The sequence below is a fragment of the Paenibacillus anseongensis genome (assembly GCF_009757995.1).
Taxonomy (GTDB): Bacteria; Bacillota; Bacilli; order Paenibacillales; family NBRC-103111; genus Paenibacillus_E; species Paenibacillus_E chondroitinus.
In genome coordinates this window covers 253,089-268,391 of record NZ_WSEM01000034.1, presented here as the reverse complement: position 1 = coordinate 268,391, position 15,303 = coordinate 253,089, and the positions used below count along the sequence as shown (strand labels likewise).

The 15,303-nt window shown below is 37.5% G+C and carries 18 protein-coding genes; 13 read left to right on the top strand and 5 right to left on the bottom strand.

The features are described 5' to 3' along the window. Entirely contained in the window at window positions 1-447 is a 447-nt protein-coding gene (locus GON05_RS32375) for a permease (protein ID WP_220138850.1), read from the bottom strand. Window positions 448-530: 83 nt separating this feature from the next. Next, window positions 531-1,013, bottom strand: a complete 483-nt coding sequence (locus tag GON05_RS32370) for a permease (protein WP_157325287.1) — start codon at window positions 1,011-1,013, stop codon at window positions 531-533. A gap of 295 nt (window positions 1,014-1,308) precedes the next feature. On the opposite strand from GON05_RS32370, the gene GON05_RS32365 reads away from it, so the two are divergent. The 7 genes from GON05_RS32365 to GON05_RS32335 all read left to right on the top strand — a co-directional run bounded on the left by GON05_RS32365 (window position 1,309) and on the right by GON05_RS32335 (window position 6,248). After that, window positions 1,309-1,767, top strand: a complete 459-nt coding sequence (locus GON05_RS32365) for a cupin domain-containing protein (protein ID WP_157325285.1) — start codon at window positions 1,309-1,311, stop codon at window positions 1,765-1,767. Window positions 1,768-1,952: 185 nt separating this feature from the next. Further along, a complete protein-coding gene (gene trxB / locus GON05_RS32360; protein ID WP_157325283.1) occupies window positions 1,953-2,903 on the top strand; it encodes a thioredoxin-disulfide reductase in 951 nt (316 codons plus the stop codon). 67 nt (window positions 2,904-2,970) lie between these two features. Then, on the top strand, window positions 2,971-3,303 hold the full coding sequence (gene trxA, locus GON05_RS32355; RefSeq protein ID WP_157325281.1) for a thioredoxin: 333 nt from the start codon (window positions 2,971-2,973) through the stop codon (window positions 3,301-3,303). Between the two features lie 21 nt (window positions 3,304-3,324). Beyond that, complete coding sequence (locus GON05_RS32350) at window positions 3,325-3,963, top strand: cysteine hydrolase family protein (RefSeq protein ID WP_157325279.1); 639 nt, start codon at window positions 3,325-3,327, stop codon at window positions 3,961-3,963. 166 nt (window positions 3,964-4,129) lie between these two features. Then, a complete protein-coding gene (locus GON05_RS32345) occupies window positions 4,130-4,465 on the top strand; it encodes a putative quinol monooxygenase (protein WP_157325277.1) in 336 nt (111 codons plus the stop codon). A 66-nt stretch (window positions 4,466-4,531) separates the two neighbouring features. Further along, window positions 4,532-5,908, top strand: a complete 1,377-nt coding sequence (locus GON05_RS32340) for an FAD-dependent oxidoreductase (protein WP_157325275.1) — start codon at window positions 4,532-4,534, stop codon at window positions 5,906-5,908. A gap of 22 nt (window positions 5,909-5,930) precedes the next feature. Continuing rightward, window positions 5,931-6,248: a thioredoxin family protein gene (locus GON05_RS32335; RefSeq protein ID WP_157325273.1), complete on the top strand. Its 318-nt coding sequence runs from the start codon at window positions 5,931-5,933 to the stop codon at window positions 6,246-6,248. Between the two features lie 56 nt (window positions 6,249-6,304). Here GON05_RS32335 and GON05_RS32330 read toward each other — a convergent pair whose 3' ends face one another. After that, complete coding sequence (locus GON05_RS32330; RefSeq protein WP_157325271.1) at window positions 6,305-7,006, bottom strand: Crp/Fnr family transcriptional regulator; 702 nt, start codon at window positions 7,004-7,006, stop codon at window positions 6,305-6,307. A gap of 169 nt (window positions 7,007-7,175) precedes the next feature. Further along, window positions 7,176-7,874: a pirin family protein gene (locus tag GON05_RS32325; RefSeq protein WP_157325269.1), complete on the bottom strand. Its 699-nt coding sequence runs from the start codon at window positions 7,872-7,874 to the stop codon at window positions 7,176-7,178. Window positions 7,875-8,204: 330 nt separating this feature from the next. Between GON05_RS32325 and GON05_RS32320 the strand changes: the two genes are divergently transcribed. From GON05_RS32320 to GON05_RS32305, 4 genes are all read left to right on the top strand, one after another. Next, on the top strand, window positions 8,205-9,674 hold the full coding sequence (locus tag GON05_RS32320) for a spore germination protein (protein ID WP_221435292.1): 1,470 nt from the start codon (window positions 8,205-8,207) through the stop codon (window positions 9,672-9,674). A 1-nt stretch (window position 9,675) separates the two neighbouring features. Beyond that, on the top strand, window positions 9,676-10,839 hold the full coding sequence (locus GON05_RS32315) for a Ger(x)C family spore germination protein (RefSeq protein ID WP_157325265.1): 1,164 nt from the start codon (window positions 9,676-9,678) through the stop codon (window positions 10,837-10,839). A 240-nt stretch (window positions 10,840-11,079) separates the two neighbouring features. Next, window positions 11,080-12,183 carry a GerAB/ArcD/ProY family transporter gene (locus tag GON05_RS32310; protein ID WP_157325263.1) on the top strand — a complete coding sequence of 368 codons (1,104 nt, stop codon included), beginning with the start codon at window positions 11,080-11,082 and terminating at the stop codon, window positions 12,181-12,183. A gap of 150 nt (window positions 12,184-12,333) precedes the next feature. After that, entirely contained in the window at window positions 12,334-12,576 is a 243-nt protein-coding gene (locus GON05_RS32305; RefSeq protein ID WP_157325261.1) for a glutaredoxin family protein, read from the top strand. Window positions 12,577-12,680: 104 nt separating this feature from the next. Here GON05_RS32305 and GON05_RS32300 read toward each other — a convergent pair whose 3' ends face one another. Next, window positions 12,681-13,166, bottom strand: coding sequence for a nuclear transport factor 2 family protein (locus tag GON05_RS32300; RefSeq protein WP_157325259.1), 486 nt, complete (start codon window positions 13,164-13,166; stop codon window positions 12,681-12,683). Between the two features lie 507 nt (window positions 13,167-13,673). Here GON05_RS32300 and GON05_RS32295 point away from each other — a divergent pair. Together GON05_RS32295 and GON05_RS32290 are read left to right on the top strand one after the other, a co-directional pair. Further along, the gene (locus GON05_RS32295; RefSeq protein ID WP_157325258.1) at window positions 13,674-14,471 is read left to right on the top strand and encodes an SDR family NAD(P)-dependent oxidoreductase; all 798 of its coding nucleotides are present in this window, start codon (window positions 13,674-13,676) and stop codon (window positions 14,469-14,471) included. A 43-nt stretch (window positions 14,472-14,514) separates the two neighbouring features. After that, the gene (locus tag GON05_RS32290) at window positions 14,515-15,255 is read left to right on the top strand and encodes an SDR family NAD(P)-dependent oxidoreductase (protein ID WP_157325256.1); all 741 of its coding nucleotides are present in this window, start codon (window positions 14,515-14,517) and stop codon (window positions 15,253-15,255) included. Window positions 15,256-15,303: the final 48 nt, after the last annotated feature.

Sequence of the window (15,303 nt, the reverse complement as noted above, 5' to 3'; positions counted from 1 at the left end):
TTATAGTCGTTCAGCTTTTTGGTACAGATCAGCTTTTTGTTCTTGCGATGTCATAGCTTCTAGCAAGAATGCAGTCAGAATGATGCCTGGAACGTTGATTAAAAGCCGGGTTAAAGCAAAGGTTGATCCTAAAGATGACATTTCGAAGAGCAACATCGGTATTTTCGTTGAGGACCAAGCACCGATGAGAATCATAATATTCCTGAACTTGACACCTTTTTTCATGAAAGCTGCAGCTACCGGAAAAGATGCATAGAGCGGACCAGCAGCAACAGAACCAATAAGAAAAGCTAGAAAGATCCCCTTCCAGCCTGATGTTTCTCCCATGTACTTCACCATGATTTCCTTTGGTACCCAAGTATCCAAAAGTCCCATTAAGACAAAGATGGGCGGGATGACAAGCATCATTGCTTTCAGACTTGATGTGGAAACTTTTATAGCATTCAAACCGACAGTCTCCTTATAGAAATACAAAAGAATTAAAACTATGATAGTCAATAACGGAAACCTGTATCGTTTAATTATTCTTCTCATGCGCCCACCACCCAGCCAATGATCAAAGCCACAAGGAGAGAGAACAGAAATGCCACGATATTTCGAGAAAGTGTTAATCTTTTTCCGAAATATTTCGTCTCCAAAGGTGCAGTGACGATACCCACTGTCAAAAGGGTAGACACTAATGCTGCTGCTTGCATGACCCCTGCCCCTTTCTGTAATAACAGGGCAACCATAGGAAAAGCAACAAAACCAGGGATGATAACAATAGAACCTGCAATTGCGGATATCAGTATACCAATAAAACCGCTAGATGAGCCGATGTAATGACTGATTGTTTCTGGATGAAGGATTGATAGTAAAATGCCCATGATAAATATGATTCCAAGTAATTGAGGCAAAATATTTTCGAAAGACTTCCATGCTTTCATTAAAGAACGTTTGGTCTTTCCTTTGTCTTTCCAATAGGAGAGAACTAACAAAAATAATGTCAGTCCATATATGATCATATTACTCATAAATTCTACCTACTTTACTATTATTTTATGAGTCCTTATTTATTAATATCTGCAATTTAATATTCTCAACCTTTTCTGAATTCATTCTGTAATTGAGCACATCGGACTTGTGTAAGATAGATTACAGAATAAATAATTGGATAGCCTTATACTAGGGTAGTAGTTAAGGAGGAGTGAAAACGGGTTGCAATTGAGTTGAAAGACTTAATAAATCCGGTTCATCGTATAGCTGCTGTCGTTGCAAGAGATTGCTGCAAACATTGAAAACATTATAAATTAGGAGGCATAATATATTATGTCAAAAGTATTAGATGTCATGGGACCACGTATTCAACTCGTAACGGATTTAATAGAAAATAAGGATTATTCCCTCATGAAGGCTGAAGTTCCAGCAGGAGTTATCGTTCCTGTTCACAGTCATGATGATCGTGAAACGTTTGTGGTTCTCACAGGGGAACTTGAAGCATTCACGGAAGACAGCTGGAAAACAGTAAAAGCTGGTGAGACCGTTGATATTCCAGGAGATGTAAAGCATGCCTGGAGGAATTCCTCTAACGAGACAGTAACATTGTTAGTCGTATCGACAGTAAAAATGGGGGAATTTTTCAATGAAATTGGCCGCCCTGTTGACACCGTGCCACCAGGACCTCCTTCATTAGAGGTATTACAACATTTTGTTGAAGTTGCGATAGCTTATGGGTATTGGCTCGGCACACCAGAAGATAATGCTTCGATCGGTATTAAGCTAGGTTAATATATTTTCAGTAGAAATGCCCTATCTACGAGAACTTAAAAAAAGAGGAATCCGTACTAAATCGCGGGTTTCTTTTTTTATGGAGTATACATCTTATCCGCATAATCGAGTAGGATGGCGGAAAAATAACAAATAACATATTGCTAAACAATATGAGTTGTTCCAGCAATTAAGGAGGAAATCAAATGAATCAAGCAATCATTATCGGTACTGGGCCCGCTGGACTTACCGCTGCAATATATTTAGCTCGTGCAAATTTAGAACCAATTATTATTGAAGGTCCTGAACCAGGTGGACAATTAACTACCACTACGGAGGTAGAGAATTTTCCGGGTTTTCCAGAAGGAATGATGGGACCAGAGTTGATAGAAAATATGCGAAAACAAGCGGAACGATTCGGCGCAAAATTTCGTTCAGGATGGGTTAATAAAGTGAATTTATCCGACCGACCATTTAAATTAACGCTTGAAGGAGGAGAAGAACTCGTAGCAAACTCCATCATTATATCAACAGGTGCCTCTGCGAAATACCTTGGCATATCGGGTGAAAAAGAAAATGTGGGACGAGGTATTAGTACTTGTGCAACTTGTGATGGGTTCTTTTTCCGTAACAAAAAGATTATTGTTGTTGGTGGCGGAGACTCCGCAATGGAAGAAGCGCATTTCTTAACTAAATTTGCATCAGAGGTACGAATCGTTCATCGACGCGAGGAATTACGTGCATCAAAAATTATGCAAGACCGTGCTCGTCAAAACCCCAAAATCACATGGAGCTTGAATAATACCCCCTTGGAGGTGCTATCAGGGGAGCGCGGGGTAACTGGGTTAAAAGTTCTCAATAATATCACGTCTGAAGAAGAGATTATCGAAACAGAAGGCATTTTTGTTACGATAGGACATACACCTAACACAAAATTCCTTGACGGCCAGTTAGATACGGATGATATTGGTTATTTGATCGTAAAACCAGGGTCTTCTGAAACTAACATTCCGGGTGTGTTTGCCTGTGGCGATGTGCAAGACAAGAAATATAGACAAGCCATTACTGCAGCTGGAAGTGGTTGTATGGCAGCTTTGGATTGCGAGAAGTTCCTTGAAGGTTCTATGGTTCATGATTGGAGTAAAACGCTTGTGTAAAAAGGGATTAGAGAAGTATTTATATTAGTTTTATGATGAATTTATCAAACACTAGGAGGTTATAATAATGGATGTTATTTCGTTAACAAAGGATAGCTTTCATAAGCAAATTGAACATGGAGTGACACTTGTAGATTTTTATGCAACTTGGTGTGGTCCTTGTAAGATACAGTTGCCTATTGTAGAAGAAATTGCTAAGGAACTGAAGAGTGAGGCTACAATTGCTAAAGTGGATATAGATGCGGAATCTGACATTGCATCAGAGTATGATGTGAAAAGTATTCCTACTTTAATGATTTTTAAAGATGGTTACAAATTAGAAACCTTTGTTGGCGTTCAGAGTAAAGCGGTTTTAATGCAAAAAATCAATGAGTATACAGCGATAGGAGATACTTGTTAAATCTATTTGAAGGAGTAAGCCATGGAAATTAACCAACAAACAACTGCGATTGTTGTCACTGACCCTCAAAATGCATTCTTAAGTCCTTCTGGTTCGGGCTATGAATTAACGAAAAATGTTATTAAGGAAGTCAACATGATTGAAAATTTGGAACTAATATTTAAGACAGCAAAGCAACAAAATTATCAAGTATTTATTTCACCACATTATTATTATCCTCATGACCATAAGTGGGAGATATTGAGTGTCGGTGAAAAAATGATGCACGATCTAAAATTGTTTGACGTAACTAGCCCACAAACTGAAGTACCACAATCATCACAAGCAGATTTTTATGAACTCTATAAACCTTATATTGAAGATGGGAAGACAATTATTACAAGTCCACATAAAATCTTTGGACCAGAATCAACGGATCTCGTTTTACAATTACGTAAAAGAGGGTTTAGTAAAGTCCTTCTCGCTGGAATGAACTCTAATATTTGTGTCGATTCTCATATGCGAGAACTTGTTGAACAAGGGTTTGAAGTTGCTGTCATTCATGATGCAACGGCTGCTCCAGGCATGGATGCCTATAATGCTGGGAAGCTTAATTTTGGATTGCTAAGTAGTGGCTCATGGACAGCAAAAGAAGCTGCCGAAAAAATGAGTTCAAAATAGATGATAACGATATTTTTATTAATGAAATAACCTAAGAGGCTGTTGGTAATCCAACAGCCTCTTTTTTAAAAAGGATATGTGAATTAGATTACAGAAGGATCTCTCATTTAGAAGTATGCTGATAAAGAAATAAAACAATTACAAATAGAACGAGGAGAAATCGATAATGTCACTAGATAAGCAACAAGTCGTATTGAATATTCGTTTTAAAACTAAACCAGGAAAAAAAGAGGAATTCCGTACCCAGTTATCTTCGTTGATCCAAGTTATGTCTGTAGAGAAAGCATTCATTAGCGCTATACTATCTGATGATTTGGATCAACCAAATGATTTAGTCATCTATGAGATATGGGAGGGAACAAGGGAAAGTTGGTTGCAGGAAGAATTTACGAAACCTTATCGGAAGGAGTATGAAGGTACCCTTGGTGAGTTGATCGAGGACAGAATGGTTAGTTGGCTAGAGCCTAAAGGAGAATGGGGAAGTACGTTAAGGGCAAAATGAGGTTAGAACCCATGTCTAACTCTATTAACATTAGCATGAGAATGTTTAAAAGACAGGATGTGTGAAATGATACACTATGATGCCGTTATTATCGGATTCGGAAAAGGTGGTAAAACACTGGCTGCTGCCTTAGCTAAGAAAGGTCAGAAAGTAGCCATCATTGAACAATCAGAACTCATGTATGGAGGTACATGCATTAATATCGGTTGTATTCCAACAAAAGCATTAGTTCATTATTCTAAGCAGTCACAACTCATGAATTTCAAGGATTTTGATGATAAATCCGCAGTCTATCGACTAGCTATAGACAAAAAAACAACCTTGGTAACTGGCCTTCGTCAAAAGAATTACGATAACCTTGACAATCTTGATAAGGTAACGATTTATACGGGGAAGGCAAAATTTGAATCATCACATGAAATAGCAATTCAAAGTAGCGAAGAACTTACATCGATTTATGGTGAGCAGATTTATATAAATACAGGAGCTTCAACCATAATCCCTGCTATTGAAGGGGCTTCTAGTAGTAAACATGTGTACACAAGTACATCCCTAATGGAATTAACTAATCTGCCTAAAAAGATGGTTGTTCTTGGAGCAGGCTACATCGGATTGGAATTTTCATCGATCTATGCGAATTTTGGTTCAGAAATTGTGGTTTTGGATAAGCATAGTGAGTTTCTCTCAAGGGAAGATCGAGACATTGCGAATATGGTTCAATCAACTCTTGAGAAAAGAGGAATCGACTTTAAGTTGGGTACTGAAATCCAATCTATTCGTGACGTAGAGCATGGAGTGGTTGTGACATACCGTGATCAGGACAATAACATTCATGAACTTTATGCAGATGCTGTTTTAATCGCCGCTGGAAGAAAGCCAAATACGGAAGGTTTGCAGCTTCAAAAGGCAGGCATAGCTGTTACTGATCGAGGAGCTATCAAGGTTGACGAGCGATTACAAACGACAATACCTCATATTTATGCCATGGGGGATGTAGTTGGCGGATTTCAATTCACCTACATTTCGTTGGACGATCAACGTATTATATTAGACAACTTGTATGGCTCAAAGCAAAGAACAACGGAAGACCGGCTTTATGTGCCATATTCCGTATTTATTGACCCTCCTTTATCCCGTGTGGGGTTAAGCGAAGATCAGGCACTTGCTAAGGGATACGAAATAAAATTGGCCACAATGCCTGCCGCAGCAATACCACGTGCAAAGTTGACGGAAGAAACGGACGGGTTGTTAAAAGTAATTGTTGATGCCAAAACAGACAGGATACTCGGCTGTTCATTGTTTTGTTCAGAATCACATGAAATGATTAATATTGTTCAGATAGCCATGGAAACAGGTCAACCCTACACGTATTTAAGAGATCACATCTTCACTCATCCCACGATGAGTGAATCTCTAAATGATTTATTTCAATTAATTAAATAACATAAATGAGGAGAATATAAACATGAATAGAATACAAACAAAAGATCAGTATCAAGAACTTATTGCAAGAGATGCTTTTACAGTTATGAAATTTGATACAACGTGGTGCCCTGACTGTAAAAATATGGATCGTTTTATTGGGGATATTATTGAAGAGCAAACGGATAAGGATTTCTATGCAATTGATGCTGAAGCATTTCAACAAATAGCCGAAGAAAATGATGTGCGTGGGATTCCTAGCTTATTAGTATTTAAAAATGGACAGAAAATCGGTCATTTACACAGTAAACTTGCAAAAACCCCTACACAAGTGCGCGAATATCTCGACACATTAAATTAAGAATAGAAGAAATTAAATTGAGGAGTGTTCGCTAAGCGAATTGCTCCTCATTCACTTTAATTGTTGTCCAGTGCCAAACTTTCTTTAGCTTTCTTTTGATCTACTAGAATTTTTTTTCTACCTGATCTGATGATACCCTGTTTGGAAAGCTCGTTCAATGAGTTAGTAACGGACTCTCTTGTAGCTCCAATCATATGAGCTAATTCCATGTGGGTTAGAGGGAGATCGATTTTAACAAAATGCTCCTCAGGGATACCGAATTGACTAGAAAGCCGTAGCAGCAAATATAGTACACGTTCATGTACAGTCCCTAATGCTAGTCTTTCCAGCAATTCAGAGGCTTCGTTTAGTTTCTTACTAACCTCCTTCAAAAAGCGCAATACTAATTCTGGCCTTTGGAGTAGAAATTGTTCGAACTGATCTTTGTGAACCGAGCAAAGTAAGGTTTCCTCCAGTGTTTCAATATAACCATCACGTGTTCCAAGCGAAAATGCATCGATTTCACCAAACATATTACCTGCTCCAAGTATTGCAGCTGTGTACTGTTTGCCTTCTAAATTTATTTTATACACGCGAAGTTTCCCAGTTTTAATAAAAAATAAGCCATCCCGGTTAGAGTCAGGTGTTTGTACAATTGTTCCTTTTGGTATCGCACTAAAATGAGTCATCGGCGTCATTTGATCAATTTCCATTAAATCCTCAGGTGGAAGTGCCTCAAAAATGTGAATTTTAGATAAGTACCATAATTTATCCATCATCAATCAAAACACCTTTCATAATAAGTCTTTCCTAAAGATTCCCTTCTTTACTTTGAAATATTATTCTGTATAACTATTAACTGAAAAAGTCCAATGAACTTAGTTTTTAGTTCATTGGACTTTTTACATTAAAGCTGATGCCTTATTTAACGCAAGATGAATGTGGTAACTAAGGAAGATCAATAAGTAAAAATCTAGTATGTTCTATTGCAGTTAGTTGGAGCAAAGGCATATTTGTTATACGCGCAGTGTCTCGTTTTTGAAGAAGGTGAGTTTGATCCAGCTGTATCGATCCCTCAACAATAAATATAAAAATCCGACGCCCTTCTGGTTGTTCAAAATTCAACGACTTACCAATTTCTAAATCTGAAAAATAAATGGTGAGATCCTGGTGAATGTAGGATACATTCGGATTTGAATTTTTTGAAACAATTGGCAATAATCTATTTCGCATAAGGAGAGGATCATATTCAGTAGTCTGATATGAAGGCTCTAAACCTTGTTCCTCGGGATCAAACCAAAGTTGAAGGAAATTTACTGTATCTTCTCCTGGATTCATCTCAGAATGCACAATTCCGGTTCCTGCTGTCATCCGCTGCACGCCGCCGAATTTAGTCACAGCCGTATGGCCAGTGCTGTCTTTGTGCTCTAACTGGCCATCGAGAACAATTGAAACTATCTCCATGTTTTGGTGAGGATGCATTCCAAAACCACGATGGGCCAAAACGAGATCATCATTCAACACACGCATTGGTCCAAAGCTTGTTGTATTAGGATCATAGTAATCTGCAAAAGAAAAACTCAGGCTGCTTTTTAACCATCCAAAGTCAGCGTGGTGCCGGGAAGAAGCTTGAAATACTTGAATCATTGTTCCACCTAATTTCAATTAATCTGTTTCTTATATTTGATATTATGTATCAAAAGTAACAATAAATAAAGTACACACTTTATTGTGATATAGTTACTAAAAAGTGATAAATGTACATTTTCTTAGAACGTTTAAATGAAATGAATATGCGGTATTTTCATTAACAAGTTAAAAATATTTTGATTGTGAATGAACATGTGACATAGTTCTTTGTGCTATTGCTAATAATACACATAACACTTATATATGCAGATATATCCAATGCTCATTAGACCTATGGGAAGAGGGAGAAGAGAATTGCACCAAGTACCGTTGACTACATCTGCGGCTATGAACTTAGAGCAGCTTCAGCGATGTTATGCCGAGAATGAATTATTAAGCATCAGAGACTTATGTCATTCGGACTTGAACTGTGGAGCATTTATCGTTTATTTAACGATTCTCGTGGATGAAAAAAGATTAAATGAACAAATTGTCCGTAAAATAAACTTGGATTTATCTGGGAATAGTTATCGTGGACATGCCCAGAAAACTATTCTTGAAACTCTTTATTCTCTAGGCGATGTGCAAGTGCTTAAGGATATGAATGAGGTCGTCAGACATGTTGCTGATGCCAATTTTGTTGTTTTTATGGACGGGCATACGGAAGGATATGCCATGAGTCTACCAGGCTATGAGACAAGACCAATAGGTGAGCCTCAGCTTGAACTTAACGTGCGCGGTCCGAGAGAGGCCTTTTCGGATGATTTGCAGATAAATCTAGGTATGGTTTTTCGACGGATGAAATCTTCTAATTTGAAAGCGAAAATGGTTCATATTGGGCAAGAGAGTCAAACCAAAGTGATGATCCTTTACCTCGCGAATGTTGTCGATAGCAGAGTTCTGGATGAGATGATGCGGAGAATTGATGCAATCGAAATCAATACACTAGTAGATATTACGCAAATTGAAGAATTGATCCAGGATAGTACGTTTTCACCATTTCCACAGATTCTAGATACCGAAAGACCCGATCGTGTCATTACAGCAGTAAATCGAGGGAAGATCGTAATTATGATGGATGGGTCACCAAACGCTCTAATTGCACCTAGTACATTTTTTGAAATGCTTCATCCCTCGGAAGATCTGTATGAACGATTTTACTTCGCTAATTTTATCCGTGCCATACGATTGATTACATTGTTTGTTTCTTTGATGGGGCCTTCTCTGTACATAGCATTAACAACGTTTCATTTGGAGATGATTCCAACACCACTGATGATGACTTTTCTTACGGCAAAAGCAGGAATACCTTTTCCTACTTTTATTGAAGCAATCATTATGGAATTATCTTTTGAGATATTAAGGGAAGCGAGCTTACGGTTACCACGGGTTGTTGGGCAATCAGTAAGCATCGTTGGTGCTCTTATTATTGGAGAAGCTGCCGTACAATCAGGTATTGTGTCTCGTCCAATGGTGATTGTTGTTGCTATGACAGGCATAGCATCCTTTACTATACCATCCTTTAGCACAGGTATTTCGTTGCGAATATTACGATTTCCACTAATGGTTCTTGCTGCCAATCTAGGTGTGTTCGGCGTATCTGTGGGCCTGTTTCTAATCGTGTACCACTTATGTTCCTTAAGATCTTGTGGCGTTCTTTTTCTTGATCCACTTGGTTCGGATGGTTGGAAGAAAGCTTTGAAAGAAATTATTCTATTTCCAGTTAAGTTCAGAAAAGCAACTTCTCGACAAGAAGCGCGATTGGTAGATTCTTCAAAGCGTTCAATCAATTATTTGCCTACGAAAGATTGGGATTAATATGAGGGATATTGAAAAGTTTATACTTTTATGTATTGTTGTAGTTTTAATGGGAGGCTGCTCGAGGGATGCTAACGAAATCGGAGATATTGCCATAGATACAGCAGTAGCCCTCGATTACAATATTAAATCCAAAGAATATACATTTACATCATATTGCGTTTTGCCGGCAAACTCGAGTCAAGAAAAAGCGGGATCATTTACTCAAAAAATCTCAAGTGAAACGGGAAGTACGCTATTAGAAGCAGGTAAAAAAATGCGATCTCATGCCGGTAAAAATGCGATATATCAGCACAATAAATTTTTTATCGTTGGTGAGGATGCCGCACGGTATTCGTTATACGAAGTAGTAGATTATTTAACAAGGAAACGTGAGTTCCGAATTACATCTTTCCCGATCATTACGAAGGGTCTAGCTTCAGACAAATTAAAACTAAAACCCGAATCTGGAGACATGGTTTCGAATGATTTATTAGGTCAAATTCGGAATAATAAGCTACTCGGACAGAGTGCTCCAATCCTTTTAAAAGATTTTGTTAACTTATTCTCGAATCCTTATCGGGGATTTGTTGCAGCCAGTTTAATTTTGAAACCGTCCGAATCTAAAAACAGAGACGTTCCTTTATTGAGTGGGGGGGCAGTAATCTACAAAGAAAAATTGGTTAGTTGGTTGAATGGAAACGATGTCTTGGTGGTCAACATCTTAACCAATAAAAAAATATGGAGAAATCTTGAATTTCCTGAAAATATTGAATCGAAATCTGGCCTCGATTTTACTTCTGTATTTCATGTGTCGAATTCAGAAATTCACAGTGAGTTTAGCAACGGCAATCCAGTAATCAGAATAAATATGAAATTAGATGCAGCTGTAGAAAGTGTGAATCAGGATACAAAAGTTTTAGATTCAGCAAACATAAATCAGATGGAGAAAGCCGCTGCTGAGCATATTGAAAAAGTTATAAAAACTACCTTAAGTTATTTTCAAAAAGATTTGAAAGTGGATATTATTGGATTTTCGGATGTGTTGATACAGCATTATCCTAACGAATGGAAAGTTATTCAAAAGGATTGGGAGAATATATATCCTACAATGCCAATTCAGACTCATGTCTCAGTCAAAATAGAAAGAGCTGGTATGACTACATCCATCGGAGGAAAAGATTAATGGTAAATGGTGTTTTTATGGTCGGTTCTCTCTGTTATGGAATCGTGTTATTTGTACATTTACTCAAAAAGTCATATACATCTGATGCCATATTGATATTGGTCTTGTGTTGTTTGATCACGGGTTATTTTACTCCACATATTGGAGAAAAATGGCCAACAGTAGAAAGTGTATACTATGCATTGTATTCACCAATATCCGATTATTTCAACCAATAGCAAATAAACAGGTGGGATCTAAATGGCAGGCTTAGAAAAGATATCGCATATACAGTTCAGTTTTCTAATATTCGGTTTTATAACTGGATTCGAAGGATTATTCCTATCGGAAGCAAAAGTATTACAACAAGACGTTTGGATCGCTAATGTTGTGAATATTTTTATGGGAATTGGTGTTTTGTCGCTCATTTGTTATGTTCAACGTCAGTTTCCACAAAAAAGTTTGGCTGAAATTTGTAATCATTTAATGGGAAAATGGGTCGGTAAAGCCATGCTTTGCATCTATCTACTCAATAATATTGAGAACGCTTCTGGTGGTTTTCGAGCGTTGTCAATGTTCTATACGACGATTTTGTTGCCCAATACAAATGCGAATATTATGATATTGACTTGTGTTATTTGTTCTACATATGGCGTGTACATAGGACTTGGTACATTAGTACGAACTAATTTCGTTGTTTTACCGTTCTTTTTAATTGGGTTTCTTGCCACTTGCCTATTTGTCTTTCCTGAGATTCAAACCAACCCATTCCTTCCTCCATTTCAAAGTAAATTTTCCGAAATCATTGTGCAGAGTTTGCACTTATTTACGTTTACATTTTCTGAATTAATTACATTTGGTTTTTTAATGTCAAGAGTTGAACAACCCCAAAAATTATTTTCAAGCTCTGTGGTTGCGATTATTATGTCAGGGCTGTATATGCTAATTATTACGTATTTGACTCTTGGTTCATTAGGGTTAAATTATGTGAAAACATCAACCTTTCCATTTTTTTCAACATTACAATTGGTGAAATTCGGTGAATATTTGGAAAGAATTGAGGTCATTCTTATTGGATTATGGACGGTTCTTACATTAATATATTCCATTGTTTTGCAGTATGTATTTACTCTTATATTAGGGAATGTTTTTAAAATTAAGAAAAAGAAACCTTTTGTTTTTGTGGTTGGTTTGCTATTTTTTGCACATGCCAGTAGAAGCTTTATTCGAACGTCTGATCACTTTACATATGGAGATAAAATTTTTCCTATTTCATCACTACTTCCCTGTATTATCTTTCCGATATTATTAGCAGTATTTGCAATGATCCGGAAGCGCAGTAAGGAACCTTTAAGAGGTACATAATATTAAATGATGAGTAGGGCGTAACAAAAATCTTTAGTGTAATGTAATTTACAGAAAGTACTGTGTCAATTTGCTAAGATTAGGTTGTACCAAATACAAGCATTAAAAGAGATTTCAGAATTTGTGTTAGTGATGACGGAGGTGGTATGTATGACAAATGTAACCATATTCAAAAGTGATCATTGCTCTGCGTGCCATGAAGCAATTTCCTATTTCGAACAATTAGGAATCCATTATAAACAATTGGATGTCACATTTAATCAGAGCAATTTCAACGAAATGCTTAGAAAAGGCGGAATTGCGACACCTTTCATCATCATAGGCAGTCAATCTTTTGAATTTTTTGATCCTGATAAAATTAAGGAAGCATTGGCGTGCGATAAAGCATTGTAATTACAGACAGTATATATGTTTGACATAAAAAACCCGTTAAGCAGAGGCTTAACGGGTTTTTTTGTCATTACTACTCCAGATATTTGCACAAAGGATCGTGGTATTCAGTTAGCACTTAGTGAGTGAGAATTTCTATGCTTTGCAATGGATTCTTGCACCTTTTTCGCCCACTCTACTCTTGGAGCATCCGAACCAGTGAAATCAGGATCTTGGTGTACATGTACCCTTTTAATGAGGTCACCGTCAAATTCAAAAACGTTACAGAAGCGACCATGCGAATACGCGTTACTTGGAAAAGCTTCGCCGGAAGTTGTGGTGCCTTTTACTTGTCCCTCAATTACTACATAATTACCGCTTGGCATTATATTAAAGTTCTTTATGTCGTGTTCCATATGGGCGATGTCTAAAGCCCCGAATCCTTGAGCAAGAAGGCCAATTTCATCCTTGCCGTGCACCATACCTACCTTCGGGAAATAAATTGTAGCATTATCTTTAAAAAGTGCCATTAAGTGTGGATCACCTTCTTCAACATATCGGAAGTAATTGACTGCCGAATCAATACGTGTTTGCTGCAATTCATTTTGGTTCATCAAAAGTCGCTCCTTAGAAAAAAAATATTGAAATATCAGGCTATCTTTATTTTCTGCCGTTTATCGTAAGTTCATTCATTTCATCAAAGTTGTTGAAGAAAATAGAGCGGTACTCTCGATCTGGACTTTATTGAACAAATACAAGTCGGAATGCTCCATAATCAGAGATATTACATATCATTCCATAACCTTCGTTTAATGCACTATGACTCGAATGTCACTTTGTACTTACTATGTAACTACAAAGTAAGTACTTTTATAAAACTAACTTTTGACTCATAATGACTCTTGTGGCTCGGAAGCATAAGCTTGATTTGATGAATCAGTTGTTAGAATCGACTAGTGGATGTAGTAGCACAATAGTAATTGATTTCTCTAAAAGATTTTAAATAGCTTCTTTCATTAAATGAAAGCCACACTTTGCTTAGGTTGTGATTTACAATTCAGTTAACTTTATCAGGCATTGATGAAGTCAAGATAGAGATTAATCGAAGGAGCTAATGAATCATGGAACTTAATTTAAGAGATAAAGTTGCTGTGGTAACAGGAGCGAGTAAAGGAATCGGGCTCGCAATAGTCAAGAGATTTGTTGAAGAAGGTGCCAAGGTCGTAGCCGTGAGCCGTACGCTTAGCGAAGAGTTGACTCAGCTGGCCAATAAATATGATGTTGTACATGTTCCTATGGATGTTGCATCAACGAAAGATGTCGATATAATTTCATCAAAATTGATCAGTCCCTTTGGTAGAATTGATATTTTGGTTAATAATGCCGGCGCCATTGATTCTCGCAAAGGGATAGGTTTTATAAATACAACGAATGAAGACTGGGAAGAATTATATAACCTTAATTTATTCAGTGTAGTTAGGTTTACGCAAGCCGTAGTTCCGCACATGCTCAAACAGAAGCAAGGTTCTATTATTAACGTTTCTTCAGTAAATGCCTATCTTCCTGAAGTAACATACCCTATCTATGGGACAACAAAAGCTGCTTTAAATAATTTAACTAAGCTCTTAGCTGCTGAACTAGGATCTAAACAAATCCGTGTTAACAGTATTTCACCGGGACCTGTTAAAACAGACATGTGGACAGACGAAAACGGACTAGCAAATGAGTTCGCCAATAAATTTGGAACTTCAGCAGAGAAAGCAATGGATAAGTTTTCTGAAATGGCAGGCATTTTATTAGGGAAATTATCTGAAACAAATGATGTTGCCGATCTTGCTGTTTTCTTAGCTTCTGAACGAGCAAGTATGATTACGGCTTCCGATTATGTGATTGATGGCGGAGTCTTAAAAAAATCGTAAATTCAAAATTGATTTTTTGATAAATAATGGGAGATGTAATGAAATGGGTATTTTTGATGGTAAAGTAGCAGTTGTAACTGGGGGTACTAGCGGAATCGGTCTGGCTGCAGCTCAGATGTACGTTAACGAAGGAGCTCATGTCTTTATAACAGGACGTAGACAAGCAGAACTCGATGAGGCATTGAAACTGCTCGGGAAAAATGCAACGGGCGTTCAAGGTGATATTTCCAAAAATGAAGACATCGACAAATTGTTTGATACCGTTAAACGCGAGAAAGGCAAGTTGGATTTTCTTCTAGCAAACGCAGGCCTAGGCTCGCTCGTTCCGCTTCTAGACATTACAGAGGAACATTACTACAAAACATTTGATGTTAACGTAAAGGGAACACTTTTCACAGTTAAGAAGGCATTGCCTCTGTTCCCAAATCAAACGGGGTCAATTATGGTTGTAGGTTCTTTGGCGTCATCTCCAGCTTTCAGTGTGTACGGGGGGACGAAAGCAGCTATCAGACAAATGGTGCGTAGCTGGATTCAAGAATTAAAAGGTACGCAAATTAGAGTAAATGTGATTCAACCAGGATTTATTAATACACCTGCATATGAGCAGCTGTTCGGAAAAGAAGCATTACCGCTCGTTTTAGAAGGTATGGCAGAAAAGACGCCACTTGGCAGAGTTGGAACACCGGAAGATATTGCTAAAGTAGTGGAATTTCTTTCTTCGGACGACAGTGCGTACGTGAACGGGATCGATTTGTTTGTAGACGGAGGAGCAGGTCAATATTAAGAAAAGAATATAAATCATGAAATTTCAGGTCGTTATTCAAGACTAAAA